This window comes from Frankia nepalensis (assembly GCF_016786325.1).
In the GTDB taxonomy this organism is placed as follows: domain Bacteria; phylum Actinomycetota; class Actinomycetes; order Frankiales; family Frankiaceae; genus Pseudofrankia; species Pseudofrankia nepalensis.
The window spans coordinates 1-21,525 of the sequence record NZ_JADWYU010000208.1; the positions used below are offsets into that span (position 1 = coordinate 1).

Annotated in this window: 16 protein-coding genes; 7 read left to right on the forward strand and 9 right to left on the reverse strand. The window is 71.3% G+C overall.

The window, feature by feature from the left end:
• Positions 1-573: 573 nt before the first annotated feature.
• A complete protein-coding gene (locus tag I6A81_RS33075; protein ID WP_203004136.1) occupies positions 574-1,845 on the reverse strand; it encodes an RNA polymerase sigma factor in 1,272 nt (423 codons plus the stop codon).
• A gap of 445 nt (positions 1,846-2,290) precedes the next feature.
• Positions 2,291-3,766 carry an amylo-alpha-1,6-glucosidase gene (locus I6A81_RS33080; RefSeq protein ID WP_203004137.1) on the reverse strand — a complete coding sequence of 492 codons (1,476 nt, stop codon included), beginning with the start codon at positions 3,764-3,766 and terminating at the stop codon, positions 2,291-2,293.
• 340 nt (positions 3,767-4,106) lie between these two features.
• On the opposite strand from I6A81_RS33080, the gene dapF reads away from it, so the two are divergent.
• Together dapF and hflX are read left to right on the forward strand one after the other, a co-directional pair.
• Positions 4,107-4,988 (forward strand): diaminopimelate epimerase, encoded by an 882-nt coding sequence (dapF, locus tag I6A81_RS33085; RefSeq protein WP_203004138.1) that lies wholly within the window; start codon positions 4,107-4,109, stop codon positions 4,986-4,988.
• A gap of 450 nt (positions 4,989-5,438) precedes the next feature.
• Positions 5,439-6,926, forward strand: coding sequence for a GTPase HflX (gene hflX / locus I6A81_RS33090; protein WP_407661417.1), 1,488 nt, complete (start codon positions 5,439-5,441; stop codon positions 6,924-6,926).
• Positions 6,927-7,082: 156 nt separating this feature from the next.
• Here hflX and I6A81_RS33095 read toward each other — a convergent pair whose 3' ends face one another.
• The gene (locus tag I6A81_RS33095; protein WP_203004140.1) at positions 7,083-7,523 is read right to left on the reverse strand and encodes a hypothetical protein; all 441 of its coding nucleotides are present in this window, start codon (positions 7,521-7,523) and stop codon (positions 7,083-7,085) included.
• A 221-nt stretch (positions 7,524-7,744) separates the two neighbouring features.
• On the opposite strand from I6A81_RS33095, the gene I6A81_RS33100 reads away from it, so the two are divergent.
• Positions 7,745-9,040: a hypothetical protein gene (locus I6A81_RS33100; protein ID WP_203004141.1), complete on the forward strand. Its 1,296-nt coding sequence runs from the start codon at positions 7,745-7,747 to the stop codon at positions 9,038-9,040.
• 266 nt (positions 9,041-9,306) lie between these two features.
• On the opposite strand, the gene lexA is transcribed toward I6A81_RS33100, so the two are convergent.
• Complete coding sequence (gene lexA, locus I6A81_RS33105) at positions 9,307-10,155, reverse strand: transcriptional repressor LexA (protein WP_203004142.1); 849 nt, start codon at positions 10,153-10,155, stop codon at positions 9,307-9,309.
• A gap of 476 nt (positions 10,156-10,631) precedes the next feature.
• Between lexA and I6A81_RS33110 the strand changes: the two genes are divergently transcribed.
• The 4 genes from I6A81_RS33110 (at position 10,632) to I6A81_RS33125 (ending at position 16,157) form a co-directional block, all read left to right on the forward strand.
• Positions 10,632-10,901: a hypothetical protein gene (locus I6A81_RS33110; protein WP_307875083.1), complete on the forward strand. Its 270-nt coding sequence runs from the start codon at positions 10,632-10,634 to the stop codon at positions 10,899-10,901.
• A gap of 818 nt (positions 10,902-11,719) precedes the next feature.
• Entirely contained in the window at positions 11,720-12,253 is a 534-nt protein-coding gene (gene nrdR / locus I6A81_RS33115; RefSeq protein WP_203004144.1) for a transcriptional regulator NrdR, read from the forward strand.
• Positions 12,254-12,610: 357 nt separating this feature from the next.
• Positions 12,611-15,652 carry a vitamin B12-dependent ribonucleotide reductase gene (locus tag I6A81_RS33120; RefSeq protein WP_203004145.1) on the forward strand — a complete coding sequence of 1,014 codons (3,042 nt, stop codon included), beginning with the start codon at positions 12,611-12,613 and terminating at the stop codon, positions 15,650-15,652.
• Positions 15,653-15,800: 148 nt separating this feature from the next.
• The gene (locus I6A81_RS33125) at positions 15,801-16,157 is read left to right on the forward strand and encodes a hypothetical protein (protein ID WP_203004146.1); all 357 of its coding nucleotides are present in this window, start codon (positions 15,801-15,803) and stop codon (positions 16,155-16,157) included.
• A gap of 71 nt (positions 16,158-16,228) precedes the next feature.
• On the opposite strand, the gene I6A81_RS33130 is transcribed toward I6A81_RS33125, so the two are convergent.
• From I6A81_RS33130 to I6A81_RS33150, 5 genes are all read right to left on the reverse strand, one after another.
• Positions 16,229-17,503, reverse strand: a complete 1,275-nt coding sequence (locus I6A81_RS33130; RefSeq protein ID WP_203004147.1) for a WD40 repeat domain-containing protein — start codon at positions 17,501-17,503, stop codon at positions 16,229-16,231.
• 89 nt (positions 17,504-17,592) lie between these two features.
• A complete protein-coding gene (locus I6A81_RS33135) occupies positions 17,593-18,825 on the reverse strand; it encodes a type II toxin-antitoxin system HipA family toxin (RefSeq protein ID WP_203004148.1) in 1,233 nt (410 codons plus the stop codon).
• Positions 18,818-19,192 (reverse strand): helix-turn-helix domain-containing protein, encoded by a 375-nt coding sequence (locus I6A81_RS33140; RefSeq protein ID WP_307875084.1) that lies wholly within the window; start codon positions 19,190-19,192, stop codon positions 18,818-18,820. Before I6A81_RS33140 ends, I6A81_RS33135 begins: the two co-directional genes overlap by 8 nt.
• Before the next feature lie 125 nt (positions 19,193-19,317).
• Positions 19,318-20,223 (reverse strand): hypothetical protein, encoded by a 906-nt coding sequence (locus I6A81_RS33145; RefSeq protein WP_203004149.1) that lies wholly within the window; start codon positions 20,221-20,223, stop codon positions 19,318-19,320.
• Positions 20,220-21,515: a hypothetical protein gene (locus I6A81_RS33150; RefSeq protein WP_203004150.1), complete on the reverse strand. Its 1,296-nt coding sequence runs from the start codon at positions 21,513-21,515 to the stop codon at positions 20,220-20,222. The genes I6A81_RS33145 and I6A81_RS33150 overlap by 4 nt, the downstream gene beginning before the upstream one ends.
• Positions 21,516-21,525: the final 10 nt, after the last annotated feature.

The window sequence follows — 21,525 nt, forward strand, 5'->3', positions numbered from 1 at the left end:
GCCTCGCTTCGCTCGCAGGGCGGGCCTCCGCGGAGGCGCGCCTCCGCGCCAGCACGGTTCCGAAATCCTCAAACACGCCCGTTCGGGGCCAAACCCGCGCAGGGAGCCACTTCGCTTCGCTCGTGACGGGCCTCCGCGGAGGCGCGCCTGCGCGCCAGCTCGGTTCCGAGATCCTCGAACAGGCCCGTTCGGGGCCAATCCGCGGGGAGCCACTTCGCTTCGCTCGTGGGGGGCCTCCGCGGAGCCGCGCCGCGGGCCAAGTTACGACGTCGTTCGGTCCCGAACAGACACGGCGCTACCGCCGGCTCCGCGGGGAGCCACTTCGCTCCGCTCGTGGGGGGCCTTCGCGGAGGCGCGCCTGCGCGCGCGGGGTCTAAGCCCGGATCCTGGACACACCGAAGGCCCAGCTCCTCTCACGGGGAGCCGGGCCTTCGTCTTACCTCGTCCGCTCACCCCTCCAGTCGCGTGAAGCGCGACGTCGGGGGTCCGGGGGTCGCCCCCCGGGCAGACATTTAGCGACGATCACCCGGGAAGCTGCCCGGAAGGGCAGCGAACAGGGTTCGCCGACCGGAGCTAATCGAGGAACTCCCGCAGCCGGCCGGCGACGGCGGGCTTGCGCAGCTCCCGAAGGGTGTCGCGCTCGATCTGGCGGATCCGCTCGCGGGTCAGGCCGAGGCGGTTGCCCACCTCCGCGAGGGTGTGCTGCTTGCCGTCGGCCAGGCCGAACCGCAGCCGCATCACCTCGCGCTCGCGCGGCGACAGGTTGCCGAGCACGTTGTCGATCTCATCCTGCATGGCGCCGTAGGAGGCCGCGTCCGCCGGGGAGGTCGCGTCCGCGTCCTCGATGAAGTCGCCGAGCACGGAGTCACCGTCGTCGCCGACGGCGGACTCCAGGCTGACCGTGTCCTGCGCGTACCGACGCAGTTCCACGACCTGCTCGAGCGGCATGTCCAGCTCCAGCGCGAGCTCCTCGTCGGTCGGCTCACGGCCGAGCGTGGAGACCAGCTGGCGCTGCAGTCGAGTGATCTTGTTGATCTGCTCGACCACGTGCACCGGGATGCGGATGGTGCGGGCCTGGTCGGCCAGCGCTCGGCCGATGGCCTGCCTGATCCACCAGGTGGCATACGTCGAGAACTTGTAACCCTTGGCGTAGTCGAACTTCTCGACCGCGCGGATCAGGCCGAGGTTGCCCTCCTGAACCAGGTCGAGCAGCGTCATGCCCCGGCCGCTGTACTTCTTGGCGACCGAGACGACCAGACGCAGGTTCGCCGACACCAGCTGCTGCTTGGCGGCCTCGCCGTCGCGGACCAGCAGCTTCAGGTCCCGGAGCAGGTTGGGGTCGAGGTCCTCGCCGGTCTCGAGCTTGTGCTCGGCGAACAGGCCAGCCTCGACGCGCTTGGAGAGCTCGACCTCCTGCGCGGCGTTGAGCAGCGGAACGCGGCCGATCTCGCGCAGGTACATGCGCACGAGATCCGCGGTGCCCGCGTGCTCGGCCGTGGCGCGGCCGGACTCGGTGGGTTCGGCCGACCGCTCCTCTTCCTCCCCCTCGTCGACCACCTCGACACCGGCAGCTGTGAGCCGGGCGATGAGTGCCGGCAGCAGCTCGACGCCGATGTCGGCGGTCTCGAGGGCCTCGCGCAGCTCCGACCGGCTGACTTCGCCGGACTCACGGCCTCGCGCGATCAGGTCAGCGACCGCGCTGACATCGAGCTCGTCGATGTCCTCGGCAACCGCCGTCAGGGTACGGCTGGAAGAAGTACGGGCAGCAGTCGACCGACGTGGGCGCCGCGCGCTGGTACGCGCGCGCGGGGCGTCGTCGTGAAGTTCCAGAGCAGACAGCGTCATCAGTAATAGATCCGAAGGTCGGTGCGGGTGGGTCGTCGTCCTTGCACGTGGAGGTAACGTCTGACGACGCGAACCGATTCCCCGCGCAGGCACAGCCGGACGGCAGCGAACGCCGGGCCTACGCCGAAGTGTAGACCCTCGCCTTCGGAACGCTGAACGCGCTTGTCGCGAAGACTACCCCGCAGATCCGCCACCGTGGCCGGAACGACGAACTATCTAGGTAGTTCTTCCTGACCGTTCGCGCCCTCAGGACGCTGTTCGGACACGTAGCGCGTCCCCGTCAGCACTCTGCGCATAGAAAGCCACGTCACGTTGTGCGTGGCCGGACCCTCCCTCGGAACGCCCCCTCGCCAGACCCAGACGGGGTACCCTGACCGCCCCTCCTAACCGGACCGATTTATGTGATCCACCCCACACAATCCGCCAGCTTAGCCCCGGCCGCCGCTCATCCCGCGTCGGCGGCCGCCGGCCGGTCCTCATCGGTGGCGCGCCGGGCACCCGGCACGCCGGTCGTACCCAGCCGGTCCGCGGCCCTGGCCGCGACGGCCTGGATCTCGGGCAGGTCCGGGCGCGCCAGCAGGTCGAGCAGCAGCGCGGCGGTCCAGGAGAAGCTGTTGCTCCCCGCGCCGGTGCCGTCCAGGGGTGAGTAGTACTCGAACATCTGGCCCGAGCTGGAGATCAGGTTCAGCACGTTCGCGCGCAGCTCACGCGCCGCCTCCAGCCGGCCGTACCGCTCCAGGCCGTCGGCGAGCAGCCAGTTGATGTTGACCCAGACCGGGCCCTGCCAGTAGCAGCGCGGCAGGAACGCCGGGTCGTCGGCGGGCACGCTCGCCACCCCGTAACGCGGCCAGTACCGGGGCGACGTCATCGCCTTCACCAGCCCGTCGATCCGCTCCTCGGGAACGACGCCGGCGTAGAGCGGCAGGAAGCCGCCCACGGTCTCATGCCGCAGCAACTCGCCGGTCCGGAAGTCGCGGCTGAAGTAGGTGGACTGCGACCAGAGCTGCTCCATGGCCTCCCGGCAGCGCCGCATCGACCGGGTAAGCCGCTTCGGCAGCTTCACGCCCGCCTCGGCGGCGATCTCCACCAAGTGGTCGTTCGCCCGCACCAGGATCGCGTTGAACGCGACATCCTGGACCAGCGGCACCTCGGTCTCCCGGATGTTGCGGAACGAGTAGCAGCTGCGACGCAGCTCGCGCACCACCCGGTAGAGGGTGAACAGGTCCGCCGACGTGAGCCGCTCCTCCGCCGGTACCTCCTTCGCGTCCCGGCGCAGCGCGTCGAGCGCCTCCGCGGTGCCCAGCCGGCGCAGCACCTTCACCCGCCGCGGGGTGATCGGGAGCGTGGCCTCCATCCACGGCGGGGTGTTGTCCATCCCCGACTCCCACGAGTGCACCAACGTGACCAGGCCCTCATCGTCCGGGTCGCGCTCGGTGTGCAGGAACTCGTGGAAGCGGATCAGGCCGGGCAGCAGGGCCCGATAGAAGTCGATCCGCGCCTTCGGGTCGAGCATCTCGCCGACCCGGACCGCCGCCTCCGCGATCATCGGTGGCTGGGTGATGCCGGTGCTCTGCGCTCCGGACGCCGTCACCACGTACCGGTCGCAGCGCCACCGCTGCGGGCCCGCGTGGTAGAAGTCGTCCACCTCCGCGAAGATCACGTGTGGGATCATGCCGTTCGGCCACTGCCCGCGCAGCAGTGACAGCACCTCGGCGGCCGCCCGGGCCGGGTCCACGTGACGCAGCCCGATCGCGATGAAGCAGGAGTCCCACAGCCACTGGTGCGGGTACAGGGTCGGGGACGGCCGGGTCACGTCACCGAGATCGTTCCCGCGCAGCACCTCGAGGGCGGTCGCGCGCAGATCCTGCAGGTCGGAGGGCAAGGTCGGGACGGACGTCCCGGTGGACATCGGATCGGGCATCGTGCGAGGGTATCGACTTTCGGTTGCGTCCAGGCTTCCGACCCGCTACAAGCAGCCACGGCGACGGCGGTTCCTGGCCGGCCCGGACCAGTCACTATTACCCAGGACAAGTCTCCACTTGGGTAACTCATAGAACAAAGACCGGAAATGCCCGCCGGAATCGGTCCGACCCGGACCAGTCGGGCAGGAGATCCACCCACCACCTCGGCCCCAGACCAGGCCCGACCTCGTCAACACACTCCAACCCACGACCAGATCACGTCGGGCGCGAAGCGTCCGACGGGCGAGGCGCGAGCGGCGCGCCCAGCGCGCCTTCGAGCGACCGCCGTACGATCGCGGGGTGCGGTTCGTCAAGGGGCATGGGACGGGCAACGACTTCGTGATCGTGCCGGACCCGGATGGCGATCTCGACCTGACGCCGGAGCTGGTGCGCGCGCTCTGCGACCGGCGGACCGGGGTCGGCGCCGACGGGGTGCTGCGGGTGGTGCTGGCGGCGGCCGAGCCCGGTCTCCCGGGGACCGCGGGGGTCGGGCGGGCGGGCGAGGCCCGCTGGTTCATGGACTACCGCAACGCGGACGGGTCGCTCGCCGAGATGTGCGGCAACGGGCTGCGGGTCTTCGGCCGCTACCTCGTCGACGCGGGTTATGAGCGGCCGGGCCTGATCCCGGTCGCGACCAGGGCGGGAGTGCGCGGCGCGGACGTGCCGTCTGACGGCGAGGTCACGGTGGAGATGGGGCCTCCGTCGATCGGCCCTCTCGGCGGAGTGACCGTCACGATCGCCGGGCGCGTCTTCCAGGCCACGAACGTGTCGATGGGCAACCCGCATGCCGTCTGCTTCGCCGACGACCTGAACCCGGCCGGCCTGGCCGGCCTGGACCTGACCGTGCCACCGGTCATCCCGACAGACGCCTTCCCGGCCGGCGCCAACGTCGAGGTCGTCGTCGGCGCGCCGGACACCACCCGGATGCGGGTGTACGAGCGTGGGGTCGGGGAGACGTCGTCCTGCGGGACGGGAGCCTGCGCGGTCGCCGTGGTCAGCGCCACCCGGGCCGGCCAGGGGCCGGGGGTGGCGATCCCGGTGGACCTTCCAGGCGGGCGCCTCACCGTGCTGTGGGACACCGACCAGGTGCGGCTGCGCGGCCCGGCGGTGCTGGTCAGCGACGGCCTGCTCCGCGCCGACTGGCTGGCCGCGGCCCGCGCGGCCGAGCCAGCCCTTGCCTGAGAAGCCGTCTGCTGCCCGAGAAGCCGACAGCCCCAGGCGCCCGCCTGGCGGCACCCGTCCGCGCGGCGGACGAGCGAAGGCGTGGTCCTCGGGCGAAAACCCGTCGCGGCCGCCCCCGCGGCGTGGCACGCTACCGGCATCGGAAACGCGGCGGTGTGCCCGCGCCGATCGGGGCGTATCGGGTCCTGGGAACCCAACACTCCGAACGCGGGCACCCAGTCCTGGATGGACATCCCGGACAAGCAGGCCGATCGGACGCCGCCTGGAATCCCGGACGCGCCCGGTCGCGTTGGAACGGACGGTATGACTCTTCCCGCTGAATTCGCACTGACCAACCCGGCCCGCCAGCTCGGGACCTCCCAGATCGGCCGCGCAGGCTCCGCTGATCCGGCAGGAACCCCGACGCGGGGTGACGGGAACGAACCCGAGGCCCTTGCCAGGGTGCTGGCAATGGACGGCCTCGTGGACGAGGCGAACGGCACCCCCGCGTTGAATGACACCCTTGCGTTGAACGACGCCCCAGACTTGAACGACACCTCCGCGCCCGCCGACCTTGGCTTCTACGACCACGCCGGCGACGAGCTGGCGCTGGAGGAACGCGGCGCACTGCGCCGAATGCCCGGGCTCGCGACCGAGCTCACCGACATCACCGAGGTCGAGTACCGCCAGCTCCGGCTGGAGCGGGTAGTCCTGATCGGCGTCTGGACCACCGGCTCGATCGCCGACGCCGAGACCTCGATGGCCGAGCTCGCGCAGCTGGCCGAGACCGCCGGCTCCGTCGTGCTGGACGCCCTCGTCCAGCGGCGCGACAAGCCGGACACCGCGACCTACGTCGGATCCGGCAAGGCCAGGGAACTGGCCGAGGTCGTGCGGGCGGTCGGCGCCGACACGGTGATCTGCGACGGTGAGCTCACCCCCGGCCAGCTACGCCAGCTGGAGGACGTCGTCAAGGTCAAGGTCATCGACCGTACGGCGCTGATCCTGGACATCTTCGCCCAGCACGCCACCTCCAAGGAGGGCAAGGCGCAGGTCGAGCTCGCCCAGCTCCAGTACATGCTGCCGCGGCTGCGCGGCTGGGGTGAGTCGATGTCGCGGCAGGCGGCCTCCGGTGGGCGCGCGCCCATCGGTACCCGCGGCCCCGGCGAGACGAAGATCGAGACGGACCGACGCCGGCTGCGCGCCCGGATCGCCAGGCTGCGCCGCGAGCTGCGCGAGATGCAGACCGTCCGCGAGACCAAGCGGTCGGCACGGCGGCGGGGCGCGGTGCCCTCGGTGGCGATCGCCGGCTACACCAATGCCGGCAAGTCGTCGATGCTCAACCGGCTCACTGGCGCCGGCGTCCTCGTCGAGGACGCGCTGTTCGCCACTCTGGACCCGACGGTGCGCCGCGCGACCCTGCCCGACGGCCGGGCGTTCACGCTCACCGACACGGTCGGCTTCGTCCGCCACCTGCCCCACCAGATCGTCGAGGCGTTCCGCTCCACGCTGGAGGAGGTCGCCGACGCCGACCTGATCCTGCACGTGGTCGACGGCTCGCACGCCGACCCGATCGGGCAGATCTCGGCCGTCCGGGAGGTGCTGAACGACATCGACGCCGGAAACGTGCCCGAACTGGTCGTGGTCAACAAGACCGACATCGCCGACCCGACGACGCTTGCCGGACTGAAGCGCTTCGCGCCGGACGCGGTGTGCGTGTCGGCCAGGAGCGGCGCGGGCCTGCCCGAGCTGGTCGAGGCCCTGGCGGCCCGGGTGCCGCATCCCCAGGTCGAGGTCGACGTCCTCGTCCCCTACAGCCGCGGCGACCTGGTCGCCCGTGTCCACACGTCCGGCGAGGTCCTGGTCCAGGCACACACGGCCACCGGCACGGAGCTGCGCGCCCGCGTCTCCGCCGGTCTCGCCGCCGACCTGGAGCCCTTCCGCCAGCGCGCCCACGCCTGACGAAGCCCGGCTTGGCCGTGGGTCCCGGGGGTGTAGCGCGCCCCGGGGACCCACGGCGCTTCACGTCCCGCGTGTGTGAGTCCTGGAACGTCGATCCGGCAAGGCTCACGGGAAGACCCCCGGCCTTCCCGTGAGCCTTGGCACGGACGCGCGGGCTCAGGTCACCGTGATCTTCTGCGCCATGCCGAGCTCCTCGTGGCCGTCCACCGGGCAGTCCAGCTCGTACTCGCCTACTCCGAGCGTCACGGTCAGCGTCGCCGACCCACCCGGGAGGATGGTGGGCGTCTCCGCCTCAATGCCCGACCCCTCGATATGGAGGGCGTGAGGCGTCTGGCCGTCGTTCTTCACGACGAAGGCATAGGTGCCGGCCGGAAAGCTCGTCCGCCCCAGAGCGATCTTGTAGTCGGTCTCGGTGATCCCTACCGCGGTCGCTGTCGGGCTCGCCGAGCCGGGGGCGGTGGCCGGCGTGCCGGCTGGCGTCTCCCCCGGTATGGCCGACTCGCCGCCGCCGCAGGCCACGACCGTCATCGCCAGGAGCGCCAGGCCAGCGGCTCCGAGGCTGCCCGCGCCCGCCGACGCACGGCGGATTCCGCCCATCGCCGATCCTCCTCCGATCTGGGCCGGCGCGGCCTCGGACAGCACACCCCTCCGGAATGATCCGGATACACAGAGTCGCCGGCGCCGATCCACGGTGCTCCCGACCAGCCAAGTCCCGGAGCACGACACGCCGCCTCTCCAGCGCTTCTCGTGGATCTCGGTCGCTGGTCGCCGAGCGCATAGATCACACCAGGTCGCGATATGGCGGATAGGTTCTCGACGTGGTCGGGGAGGAATCGGGCACCGCCGCGAGATCCGGCTCAGTCGGGCTGGCCACTGTGATCGGCGCGGTCGCCGGGCTTTCGCTCACCACTCGCTGGGGCGTTCTGCCGATGGTGGTGGCGGCCGGGCTCTGCGGCCTCCTGGTCACGGTGTCGGAGAAGGTCGCGCGGGCGCGCCAACGCCCCGGCCAGATCCCCGCGCTGTGGGCACGGATCGTGATGAGCACGGCGATCGCGGCCCCTCTGGGCTGGGTGCTGGGAGCGGTGCCCGGAGCCAGAACGATCATCATCGGCCTGCTCGTCGGCGGGCTCGTCGGCGCGCTCGGGCTACGCCCCCAGAAGGTGGTGCTGGGTCCACTGGTGGGTCTCGCGGTCGGTTTCGGGTGTCAGCTGCTGTGGGACGACGTTCCCGCGGCGATCGTCGCCAGTGCCACCGTGCTCGCGTTCCGGACACTGTCGGCGGGGATCTTTCGTGATCCGCAGGTGATGCTGCTCGCCGAACGGGTCAGCGCCGAGGACCTGCCGTTCGTGGTCCCGTTGGTGGCCCGCACCCGCTACGTAGGAACGGCCTACGTGCGGGACCTGGCCGAGGTGCTCGGGGGCGAGTACCAGGCCGCCGCGGCCGACGTCGGGATCGTCGCCTCACTCGCCGAGCTGGCCGGTCCGGAGTTCGATCCCGCGGCCGCCGACCCCCTGGTGCGCGAGTTCTACGAGCACACGACGCGGTTCGCGCTCGACATCGTTCCGCGGTGGCGGCTGTGGGTCCGGCCCGGCTACCTGCTCTACCGCACGTTGCTCGCGCGCCCACTCGGACAGGCGAATGTGCCCATGAACCAGCGGGAGGCCCAGCGCGGCGTCCACAGCCGGATCGACACGATCAGCCGCGCCAGCGACGGCATCGTCAGCATCCGCGGATGGATCAGGTCGTACGTCGACAACGATGAGCCCATCTATGTCGGCATCTACACGACCTACCGCCGGGACGGCCGCGGCTATGTCAGCGTCGGCTTCCCGCTGCCGCAGGCCAGCTTCACGGCCACCCTGGCGCCGCGCGGCCGTCCCGGCGGAGGCCTGGTCCTGACCAGTCGCGGCGACCTGGACCAGCCTGGGCACTACCTGACCTACGTGGACGCGGAGACAGGGGAACTCACCGCCGCCGCGGTCCACGGCTTCGCCGAACAGCTCGCCGTCTACGTCCAGAATGGCGAGCTACGAGCCGAGCACGAGTTCTGGGTATTCGGGCTGCCCTTCCTCGTCCTGCACTACACAATCCGCCGCAAGCCCGAACTCGGCTAGCCGCCGTTCCCCCACCCGAACATCAGCCAGGGTTCCGAGCCGGAACACTCCGGCATGGTTCAAGGCACGGGGTCCAGGGGGCGAAGCCCCCTGGCGTGGGGTCCGGGGCTCGGCCCCGGGGCAATATCGCGGGCACCTGGCGAAGCCGACCCGAAGGGGCGGCGAGCAGGCGAACCGCCGCGCGCCCCGGGGCAACATCGCGGGCACCCGGCGAAGCCGACCCCGAAGGGACGGCGAGCAGGGCGGACCCGCCGCGCGCGCCTTCCTCAGACCCGGCGCATCACGGCGACGACGCGGCCGAGGATGGTCGCGTCGTCGCCCGGGATGTCCTGGAATGCCGGGTTCTCCGGCTGGAGCCAGACGTGGCCGTCGTTGTGGCGGCGGAACCGCTTGACGGTGGCCTCGCCGTCGATCATCGCGGCGACGATCTCGCCGTTCTCGGCGACCGGCTGCTGGCGGACGGCGACCAGGTCACCATCGCAGATCGCCGCGTTGATCATCGATTCCCCGACGACGCGGAGCAGGAACAGCGTGCCCTCGCCGACGATCTCGCGCGGCAGCGGCAGCACGTCCTCGACGGCCTGCTCGGCCAGGATCGGCCCACCGGCGGCGATCCGGCCGACGAGCGGCAGGTAGGCCGTCGCCGCGACGAAGTCGGCACCCTCGTCGTCCCGGTCGCGCGCGTCGGTGCCCTGGGGGCCGAGCGTGTGGACCCGCAGCGGTCCCCCGGCGCGGCCCTTGCCGACCACCGACGCGGACCGGGTCCTGGGAATCGGCCGGACCGGCGGCGCACCCTCCGGCGAGACCACCTCGATCGCGCGCGGCCGGTTCGGGTCACGGCGCAGGAAGCCCTTGTCCTCCAGCACCTTCAACTGGTGCGCGACGCTGCTCGTGCTCGTCAGCCCTACCGCCTCGCCGATCTCGCGCACGCTCGGCGGGTACCCGCGCCGCTCGACCGCGTCACGGATCACCTCGAGGACCTTGCGCTGCCGGGGGGTCAGCCCGTCGCCGTCGACGGGGCCGTCGGGGAAGTCACGCACGGTACCACCGGCTTCACCGCCGCGGTCGACCGGCGGCCGGCCCGCCCTGCGTGGTCCCCTGCCCTGCGTGGTCATGGCGTCGCTTCTCCTCGCTCAGAGGTCTGGGCACTCGAGGTCATGGTCGCCGAGCCACACCGTCGAGATCATGCCGTCAGGAGCATGGCGGTGAGGCCTGGTCATCGACGTCGCGCGGCCGACCCGACCCCGTAATGCCTGATCGTCTGACCGTAGCCCGATGGCGGGCGAATCTCAAACAGGCGTTCGAGCGTGTCCGCGCGCCGCGGCCGGCCAACCCGTGCAAGAATCGACCATCAGTTCGATTGGACCCTGCCCCATGCTGGCCACCACCGGCTGTTGACCTTGAGCTAGCGTTCTCGGTGGCCCGCTATGTCCGCCCGGGAACAATCCCGGACCCCCGAAGTTGGTTGAGCTTTGCTCGACGAGCTGAGCCGGGTGGCAGCCCGGCCGCCGAGGAGGTTGGCGTGACGAACCCGCGTGGGGCCACTCTGGTCCCGAAGCGATCGGCCCCAGGCCGACCCAATGACGCCCAAGTGATCAGCCTACCGGTGCCGGCCCGTCGCCGCCCGGCGAGCGGGCCCCCGACAGCCGCGGTCCAGAGCCCGCTCGCCCGGGCCGCGGCGGCCCAGCACCCGGTCGCGGGCGCCCGGACGCCCAGGCGGCCCGGCCGGCAGGCGCCCGCGCTGCGGCTCACCCGGCGCGGCCGCGCCGTGGTCGCCGTCCTGCTGGGCTTCGCGCTCTGGGGCGCCGCCAGCGCCGCCTGGCTCGCGACCCGCTGGATTCTCACCGTCGCCGGCGCCTGACCGCCCCGACGGCGGCGGTGGCCTCCCCGTCCACCGCCCTGACGATTCCCCCAGGGCCCGCCCGCGCCCCTCGCGGGATCCCGAATTCCCACGGCGCCCCACCGGTCGCCGCCCACCAGCTCCCCAGCGGCCACCGCACCCCCAGGAACATCCCGGCCCCCCAGGAACATCCTGGCCTTCAGTAGCACCCCTGCCCCCGGGACCGTCCCGGGCTCCGGCACCGGTCCGCCTGGGTCGTGAGACCGCTCCGAGGCCGCCCGCGCCCGTCAGGTCGATGTGACCTGACCGCCCGCGGGCGGCCTCGTCACGTAGGCAGTTCGCCAGGCGTGGTCCGGATGTGACCTCACCAAGGGGTGGGCGCGCGTCCGGTGATGCCCGTCACTGAGGCAGGGTTGCCGGCGGCCTCCAGGAGTGGGTCGTGACCTGCGGCTCCGGGCGCGGGCGCGCCCCGGGGAGGCCGGTCGCCGGACCGGTTCAGGACCGGCCGAGTCCGACACGCCCGGGGGGCGTGCGAACCGGCGAACCGGGCATGCGCTAGTGTGGCAGCACAACATCTTGTAGTTACACGCCTGTAAGTCATCCACAGATAGTTTTCGGCGCGGCACCCCAGGGGCTGCGGAGAACCTTCACGGATGGCCCGGGCGGTGCTTCCACCGTCCCGGCGGCGCGTCGCCGTGCGCCCGCTGGGCGCCCGGGGCAGCGTCGCCATGCCCTCGCGTCATCGCCGGGGGGAGGCGGCGGAAACAGACCCGATCGGCGCGGACGCGTTCCCGCGCGCCCGTGGTTGTGCCTACAGGGACGCGGAGAAGGGAGGAGTCGTGCGGTGTCCGTTCTGCCGACATCCCGACAGCCGAGTGGTCGACAGCCGGGAGGCCGAGGAAGGCGCGGCCATCCGGCGTCGGCGGTCCTGCCCGTCCTGCGGCCGCCGGTTCACGACCATGGAGGAGGCGTCGCTGCGGGTACGTAAGCGCAGCGGCACGGCCGAGCCGTTCAGTCGCGCGAAGGTGGTCGCCGGCGTCCACAAGGCCTGCCAGGGCCGACCGGTCAGCGCCGAGGATCTCGCGCGGCTGGCTCAGCGGGTCGAGGACACGGTCCGCTCGTCCGGCGCCGCGGAGGTCGCGGCCGAGGACGTGGGCCGGGCGATCCTCGGGCCGCTGCGCGAGCTCGACGAGGTCGCCTACCTGCGGTTCGCGTCCGTCTATCTGGCCTTCGAGTCGCTGGCCGACTTCGAGAAGGCGATCAGCGAGCTGCGCGCCGAGCCGGCGGGTCCGGCCGACCCGGCACCCGCCGACGAGGTGGGGCGCCCGGCCGACGTCACCACCGCCCTGGCGGCCGGCCCGTCCAGGCCCTAGGCACGACGCCAGCGTCAACCTGATCGCCGGCGGCTGTGCGCCCGCCGCCGGCTTCCATCGGCGGCTGTGCACCCGCCACCGGCTCCCGCCGGCGGCTGTGCATTCGCCGCCGGCTCCCACCGGCGGACCTGCACCCCCCGCCGGCTCCCACCGGCGGACGTACACCTGTCGCCGGCCCCACCGGCGGCTGCGTACTTGCCGCCGGATCCGTCGGCGGACGGACGTCCACCGACCACAGCGTCACAGGCACGCCCGGCAGGCGGGCGAGCGCAACAACAGCGGGTCCGCGGCCGCCGGCTCTCTTTGGCGTGCGCTGGACCAGCGCGGCATACGAGACGATCACAGCTGAGGAGCGTCATGACGGAGACCCGCGGCACGAAGCAGAAGGCCAGTTCCAACGGGAAGGCCGCCTCGACCGCCGGGAAGCCCGCCACCGCGGTGAACGGGACGGCCGGTGCCAGTGAGGCCACTGTTGCCGCCGTCGCCGACGGGGGTGCGCGGTCGGCTGGCGAGTCCGGCGGGACCACCGGGTCCGGCAAGGCTGGGGGCGCCAAGCCGGCCGGCCCGCGGATCAGGCGCCGCAACACGACCGCCGGCGTGCACCCGTACGACCAGGTGACGTGGGAGTCGCGGGACGTCGTCATGACCAACTGGCGCGACGGCTCGGTCAACTTCGAGCAGCGCGGCGTCGAGTTCCCGTCGTTCTGGTCGATCAACGCCTCGAACATCGTCACCAGCAAGTACTTCCGCGGCGCGGTCGGCACTCCGCAGCGGGAGTCGTCCCTGCGTCAGCTGATCGACCGCGTCGTGCGCACCTACGGGAAGGCCGGGCGGGAGCACGGCTACTTCGCCTCCGCCGAGGACGCGGAGATCTTCGAGCACGAGCTCACCTACATGCTGTTGCACCAGATGTTCAGCTTCAACAGCCCTGTCTGGTTCAACGTCGGAACCCCCGCCCCCCAGCAGGTCTCGGCGTGCTTCATCCTCGCGGTCGACGACACGATGGAGTCGATCCTCAACTGGTACCGCGAGGAAGGGCTCATCTTCAAGGGCGGGTCCGGGGCCGGGCTGAACCTGTCGCGGATCCGGTCATCGAAGGAACTGCTCTCCTCCGGCGGGACCGCCTCCGGCCCGGTCAGCTTCATGCGCGGGGCGGACGCCTCTGCCGGCACGATCAAGTCGGGCGGGGCCACCCGGCGGGCGGCGAAGATGGTGGTGCTCGACGTCGACCACCCGAACATCGTCGAGTTCGTGGAGACCAAGGCGCGGGAAGAGGACAAGATCCGCGCGCTGCGGGACGCCGGGTTCGACATGGATCTGGGTGGCGCGGACATCACCTCGGTCCAGTACCAGAACGCGAACAACTCGGTACGGGTCACCGACGACTTCATGCGCGCCGTCGAGTCCGGCGGCGCGTTCGACCTGCGCGCGCGGATGGACGGCCGGGTCATCGAGACGGTCGACGCCCCCGCGCTGATGCGAAAGATCGCCCAGGCCGCCTGGGAGTGCGCCGACCCGGGGATCCAGTACGACGGCACCATCAACGACTGGCACACCACGCCGGAGGCGGGCCGCATCTCGGCCAGCAACCCGTGCAGCGAGTACATGCACCTGGACAACTCCAGCTGCAACCTCGCGTCGCTGAACCTGCTGCGGTTCCTGCGCGCGGACCGCACGTTCGACGTCGAGGGCTTCGTCTACGCGGTCGAGATGATCATCACGGCGATGGACATCTCGATCTGCTTCGCCGACTTCCCGACGCCGGAGATCACCCGGGTCAGCCGGGCCTACCGCCAGCTGGGCATCGGCTACGCGAACCTGGGCGCCCTGCTCATGGCCTGTGGCCGCGCCTACGACTCGGAGGGCGGGCGCACGCTCGCCGCCGCGATCACCTCGCTGATGACCGGCACCGCCTACCGGCGGTCCGCCGAGCTCGCCGGCGCGGTCGGCCCGTACGACGGCTACGCCCGCGACGTCGCCGGGCACCGCCGGGTGATCCGCAAGCACGCCGCCGCCAACGACGCCGTGCGCAGCGTGCACACCGAGGACGCGCGCATCCTCGCCGCCGCCTCGAAGGAGTGGGAGAAGTGCCTGACGATCGGTGAGCGCAACGGCTGGCGCAACGCGCAGGCGAGCCTGCTCGCGCCGACCGGCACCATCGGCCTGGCGATGGACTGCGACACGACCGGCATCGAGCCGGACCTGGCCCTCGTGAAGATGAAGAAACTGGTCGGCGGCGCCAGCATGAAGATCGTCAACCAGACGGTGCCGGCCGCGCTGCGCGCGCTCGGCTACACGGAGGAGACCATCGAGGCGATCGTCGAGTACATCGCCGAGCACGGCCACGTCGTCGACGCGCCCGGCCTGCGCCCCGAGCATTACGAGGTGTTCGACTGCGCGATCGGCGAGCGCGCGATCGCCCCGATGGGCCATGTGCGGATGATGGCCGCGGTGCAGCCGTTCCTGTCGGGGGCGATCTCGAAGACGGTGAACATGCCGGAGTCGGCGACCGTCGACGACGTCGAGGAGATCTACCTGGAGGGCTGGCGGCTGGGCCTGAAGGCGCTGGCCATCTACCGGGACAACTGCAAGGTCGGCCAGCCGCTGACCGACGTGAAGGGCGCGAAGCGCTCGGCCGACGAGGCGAAGGCGATCGCCGCCGCCAACGCGGCCCCCGCCGGCGGCGCCGTGGCCGCGCCGGCGGCGGCCGCGCACCGGCCGGTCCGGCGTCGGCTGCCGAAGATCCGCCCGTCGCAGACGGTGTCGTTCACGGTGGGCGGGGCCGAGGGGTACCTGACCGCCGGCTCCTACCCGGACAACGGCGTCGGCGAGATCTTCGTGAAGATGTCGAAGCAGGGCTCCACGCTCGCCGGCGTCATGGACGCGTTCTCGATCGCGATCTCGATCGCGCTGCAGCATGGCGTGCCGCTGGAGACCTACGTCTCCAAGTTCATCAACATGCGGTTCGAGCCGGCCGGCATGACCGACGACCCGGACATCCGGATCGCCCAGTCGGTGATGGACTACCTGTTCCGCCGGCTGGCCCTGGACTACCTGTCCGAGGAGCAGCGCGCGGAGCTCGGCATCCTGACCGCCGCGGAGCGGGCACGCCAGATCTCCAACCAGTACGGCGGCTCACCGGCCGACGCCGACCTCGCCGACCTGGCGGACGCCGAGCCGGCCGGGACGCCGCGGGCGCGCGCGGCGACGCCGGAGGCGCACGCGGCCCACGGGCCGGAGTTCGTCGAGCTTGAGCTGCGCTCCGCCGCCCCCGGCCAGTCGCTGCTCGCGCAGACGGCGGTCGACGCCCCACTGTGCTTCACCTGCGGGGTGACGATGCGCCCGGCCGGCAGCTGCTACGTCTGCGAGCAGTGCGGCTCCACCAGCGGCTGCAGCTGAGCGGACTTGCGCTGGACGCAGGCCGGGTGACCGGCTGATGCGGCAGGTCGCGGGGAGCCGGCTCGATCGGGCCGGCTCCCCACTCCGGCCCCGGATTGGGGCAGCCGCAAATCTGCGAGAATTCCAGCTCGTGCCGGCTGGTCGGTCGTTGGATGACGCGCTTGCCCTGCTGCGTCGGGAGTTCGACGCCGAGGAAGGCACCTTCCTGTTCCAGTTGCGGGGCGACGGCATCCAGTGGGACCGGGTCGCGTTCACCCGACTCGAGCGGGCGATGCGCACGGTGTGCGAGCGACTCCATGACGAGGAGAAGCTCGACCGGTGGCTGGCGGAGGGGTTCTACTACGCGTCCCGGTTCGTGCGGGACTGGACCAGCCACCCCAGCTTTCCCCGACCAGAGCCACCGCAGTTCCACGAAGACTGCCTGGCTCGGCTCGAGGATCTGGCGGACTGGTTCTTCCGGGGCTGGCACGTCTACCAGGAACCACATGTCTGGCCGGATCTCTGAACTGAACCTCTGACGATCTGGCCGTCTGGTGCCGCTGGCCTGGTCCTCGCCAGTGGAAATGCCCAGTGGAGTCAGGTGTCCCGCATGAATGCGGTGTTGATGGCTGCCCGTAGCTGAAGCCAGGTGGGATCCGAGCGAGTCGCGGTCGTGACCGCGTCGAGGTCCGCCGGTTCCCAAATGCTCGTACCGTCGGTGCGGACGAGATGCTCCTCCAACTCGCCGTCGTCCGGGGCATCGGAGGTCGCGTCGAGGAAGGTCTTCACTCGGTCGGCTGGTGTCAGCCCGTTGTCGGGCTCTACCGCATCGCCGCCGATGGCCAGGAGAACCAAGTCGCCGCCGGTTGCGATAACGAGATCACCCGTGGCGTTGGACGTCAGGGCTGTGACTGGCCTTCCGTCCAGCAGGTGGTGTTCGCGCGCTTCCTTTCGGTCGATGTCGACCTCAACGAGAGTTCCGGTGGGTGTCCCGACCCAGAGCACACCTGGGCGCGCGGCGAACGCCACGTTACGAAACGACCAGGAACGGTAGTCGTCGTACCATTCGGGTGGAATGACATAGCCCGGATAGGGCAGCCCGAGAGCCAGGGACAGAACCTCGCGGAGCGAGGGGAACTCGAACACCTGAAGCGTCTGCTCGTAGGCATTGCCGCGGATGGCGAAGTGACGGCCGTCCGCGCTGAAGACAGGGGTCTCGTACCCGTCCGCGTCAAGGATCAGGGCGTGGCGCTGCACCCGCATCGCCGTCAGATCCGATGAGGTGTCGACTCGGGCGACGAGCCCGAGCGTCGCGCCCTGATCGCTGCGGAGCGTCATCACCAGTCCACCGCCCGGGTGCGCGGCGACTCCGGTGTCCCAGTACCTACCCCTGCGTATCGTGCCTGAGGAAAGATCGAGCAGGTCCGAGGCGGGGTTCCAGTCATCATCCCCGTCCTCGCCTTCCCCGTCTTCGCGCGAGGGCGCGGCCCACAAGGTCCGCCCGTCGGGGCTGAACGCCAGGTCTCGGTACGGCACCGGGGACGGAGCGTTCTTCAGGTGAGAGAGCCCGCTCGGCGTCCACTGGGCCATCTGGTCCTCGGTCGCCACGACGAGCAGGGGCCCATGCGGATGCCACGCGGCGCACGGCGTTCTGGGTACTCGCCGCCGGATGACGTCGCGATCATAGGCTGTGGACTCCGAGCCGACGGATCCACGACGTTCTGGCTCACCCGCAGCGCAGTCCCACACGTAGACCGCTGGCCGTGTGGCGTCCAAGCCCGCGATGAACGGCAGCCGGGGATGACACAGCAGCCGTTCCACCCGCACGCCGTCGCCCAGGGGTACACAGGCGGCCACCCGAACTTCGGACATACCGGGCATCGTATGTCCGCCAGCGCCACAGGAAGCGCCCAGAATGTCTGTTTGGCGCGGTTTGACCTCGCCCCTGTCTGCACCGCCGGTTACGCGTCCCCGATCGCGCGGCCGGAGAGCAGGTTGGTGGCGAAGCGGGCGATGTCGCCGGCGAGGCCGGGGTGGGCGCCTGGATGTGGAGTCTGCGTCCCGGCTACCTGGCGCACCGTCGCCAGAACCTCCTCGCCCAGCGCTGGCGCATTGATCAGGCCCCAAGCGCGGCCCTCCGCCGCCAGGTGGTCCAGGGTCAGGGCGGCGTGGCGGTACTCGCTGGCGATGGCGAGGGCGACCTCGCCATCGTTGGGCAGGTGCGCCTGCGGGACGAGGTCGTAGGCGGGGCTGAGCGTCATTGACCCGTCAGGGCGGTGCACGAGGGAGATGTTCTTGGCATGTAGGTCGAGGTTGCCGATCGCGACCGAGACGACGACGAGCGCGAACAGGCGCCGGAGTGAGTCGGCGTCGCCAGTCGCCGAGAAGACGCGGGCGATGCGTTCGAGGCTGACGCGACCGCCGTACTTCTGATACTTCTGGTTGCCGGCGGTGCCGAGGACCTGATTGAAGTCCTCCTGGTGGATGCGTCCCTGCGGGGCATAAGGGGAACGATCGTAGCGCTCGATGACCACGGCGGGCGTGGCCTCGAACTCCTCGATCCAGGTTGAGTAGGCGGCCAATCCGGTGGCGCGCGCGATGCGCGCGCCGAACTCCTCGTCGTAGATCGTCGTCGGGTAGTCGCGTGACTGTGGTTTGAGAATGTGACTGGACGGCCAGCCATCGATCACCCGGTTCCAACCCTCACTGGTCCGGGCAAGCACGATCTTGTCCTGAACACCGGCAAGCGAGGTCTTACCGGTGGCGGGCTTGTTCCCGAGTGGGTCGCGTTGGACGTGGGTGAGCATGTCGGCGACGCCTTCGGCGGACAGCGGCTCGAGCGCGGGCTGTTTCGGTTCACCAGGGACGTTCGGGTCCCAGATCTGGAGCGCTCCGGCGACGTCGCGGCCGTACCAGCGGAGCAGGCCGATGACGTCGAGTTCGGAGACGCCGGCCTGCTGCGCGAGGCGGGAGAGCATCCGGGCCTCGGGGAGCAACTCGCGGAAGAAATTCCGCCGTCGATCCTTGCGCGCCCGGATCTGCACCGCGGTGAGCGGGATCGCCACCGACAGGATCGTGCTGTTGAGACCGAACCTCTCGACCGCGGCTGCGTCCGTGACGAAGTCGAAGGTGCGCCATGGGCCCGCGAGCACACCCACCTGCGTCCCGTACAGCTCTACGACCAGGTCAGCCATGGCGCTCGCCCGGGGGCGTGATGTTTGCGGTCAGCTCCATGCCGGTCGCGCGCATGGCCGCGAAGAGGCGGTCCATCACGATCGACGGCTTGCCGGCCTCCAACTCCCAGATGTACTTCTGCGTGGTACCCAGCCGACGAGCGAGCTCGCGCTGACTCAGCCCTGACAGCAGCCTGGCCTGCTGGAGGAAGAGGCCCAGCGACTCGGCGCTCGTGATCTTCCCTGTGTATGCCATCCCCGCCCCGTCGACTTCGATATGGACGTCATGGACCGTGACTACCATATCGAAGTCGACCCCCACGACGTCGATATCAACGTCACGACGTGCACCAGCCTGCCGGCTGCCTCCACCGTCTGGGGTCAGCACCACTCCCGCCGGGCCGCGCGGTCTCGCGTGGCGACCGCCCGCGCGTGATCGCGAGCGCCTGGGCACCGTGGCTGGAGGAATATCCCAGGTCGGCACAAGTCGCCGGCCTGCGGCCGCGTGCGCCGTCAGCAGGGATGGAGGGTGAACTTCTGGGGCTGGCCGAGGTCGAGGGCGACGGTGGTGAAGGTCCAGTCGTCGGCTGGGCCGGGCTGGGCGGTGAGGCAGAAGCGGCCGGCGAGGGTGGTGAAGCCGCGGGCCCAGACGTCGCTGAGCCAGCTGAAGGGCAGCTCGATGACGACGGTCCCGTCCGGCCGGCGGGCGACGGCTGGTGACGCGGCCAGGCGGACGTCGAGCTCGGTGCCGCCGCCGAGCCACCCCCGGGCCCCCGCCAGGGCGCGCCCGTACAGGGCGGCGTGCAGCGCGGGGAGCGCCTTGGCGACCCGCGGGTCGTCGTCGGTGATCCGCCGCGCCCAGGTCGCGACGACGGTGGCGACGAGCCGGTCGGGCAGCGCCCCGGGCAGTCGCAGCAGCATGAGCAGGGTGTCCTCGCCCTGGCGCGGTGCCGGAGCCCCGCCCCCGCGCGAGCCGTAGTACCAGGCGACCGGCGCCCCGGGCCCTGGTCCCGGCGACGGGCTCATGGCCGCGACGGCCCTGGCCTGGGCGTACCTGTACGGGGCTGGCATGGGCGGGGCTGGCATCGGCGAGGCCGACCCGAACGAGACCGCCAGGCTGCTGCTGAATCCGCTGAATCCGCCGGGGGCGCCGGCGAGCTGGGGGCCGAGCGGGTCGCCGGCGCCGCGGCCGGCGAGCAGCAGCGCGTCGAGATCGGCGCGGTGGCGCTGCCAGGCGTCGAGGATCTCGATGCATCGGCTGGTCTGGCCGCCGAGCGCGGCGAGCGTCCGTTCCCCGTCGGGGTCGTCGTGGTCGGGCGTGGCGAGCTCTCCGTCGGACCAGCGGATCCGGTGGTGGGCGTCGCCGCAGGGGACGATTTCTTCGAGGGGGGTCAGTCCGGTCCACCAGGATGGCGTCACTGCGCGGCGTCCCAGGTCAGGGGCACGGCGATCACGGCGCGTGCCCGGCCAGTGGTGAGGACGAGGTCGAGGCGGCTGGCCTTCGGGTCGAGCGCCGGCCAGAAGTCGAGGGTGCCGGAGACGGTGCCGGCGCCGTCGGTACCCCAGTTGGCCGGGTTGCCGAGGTAGGAGTTGCCGAGGTCGTCGGAGGCGCTGAACGTGACGACGGCCGTGTCGACGGCGGAACCGCCGGCCACGCCGATCTCGGCCGGGCCGGCGAGCTCGAAGTCGCACTGGAAACCGCCGTCGGAGGAGACGAGGTCCAGGAGGACGGCGCTGATCCGGTCGAACACCGGCGTGGCGGCACCGACGAACAGGGTCCCCTCGGACCCCCCGGTGTTGCCGTGGCGGACGAGCAGCGAACGCCACGGTTCGGCCAGCCGGGCAGGCGGCGCCGGTTGCGCGGGCGGCGCCGGCCGCGCTGGCGGCATGGGTGGCGGGACGCGGGGGCCGCCGAGCTGGGTGAGCGCCTGGTGGATCGCGAGGGTGGTGGCGATCGCGGGATCGTCCGGGTCGACGAGGCCGGCGGCGGCCAGGGCCTCGAGGGCGTCGTACAGCGAGCGGGAATGGGGACGTTGGCTGGTCGCGGCCAGGCACTGGGCCAGGTAGCGCTCGACCGCGTCGGTCTCGGTGAAGTTCTCGATGGTGACCATGCGATCGCCCAGGTCCGGTCCGAGATCGGCGCGTTCACCGTAGAGCTCGATCCAGCCGGTGTCGGGAGCAAGCGCGGGCCGCAGCGTCAGGAAGCCGCGCCACTGGACGAGCGTGCCGCCCCCGGAGAACGCCGAGGAGGTGACCGTGTTCCCTCGATCGTCGGTCACGGCGATCGAGGGCACCGAGGTGAGGCCGGCCGGCATCCCCGCGGGGCGCTGCCGCGCGGCGGGCGGGACCTGCGCGTTGGACCTGAAGGTGATGGCCAGCCGGGTCTCGGTCTGGCTGAGGATGGCGTAGCGAAGCACAAGATCACCCTGTGGCCCACCGATCACCCGATGGCACGGGACGATCCGGCGAGGCAATGGGGCTGTGGTCGCGGGCGGCCCGAAGCGATCGGGCCCGCTCAGGCCACGCAGCGCGCGGGCACGGGCGTAGTCGTCGACGACCCGCTGCGCCACCGGGATGGCGAGGGCGCCGACGGTCGCCAGGGCCCGGGCCTGTTCGACCAGCGGATCGCCGAACGGATCCTGGCTCCCGCCGGAAAGCAGCGTCCGCTCCCCGAGCAGGCGCAGGTGGAGCTCACCGTCGAATCCGTCCACTCCGGAAAGC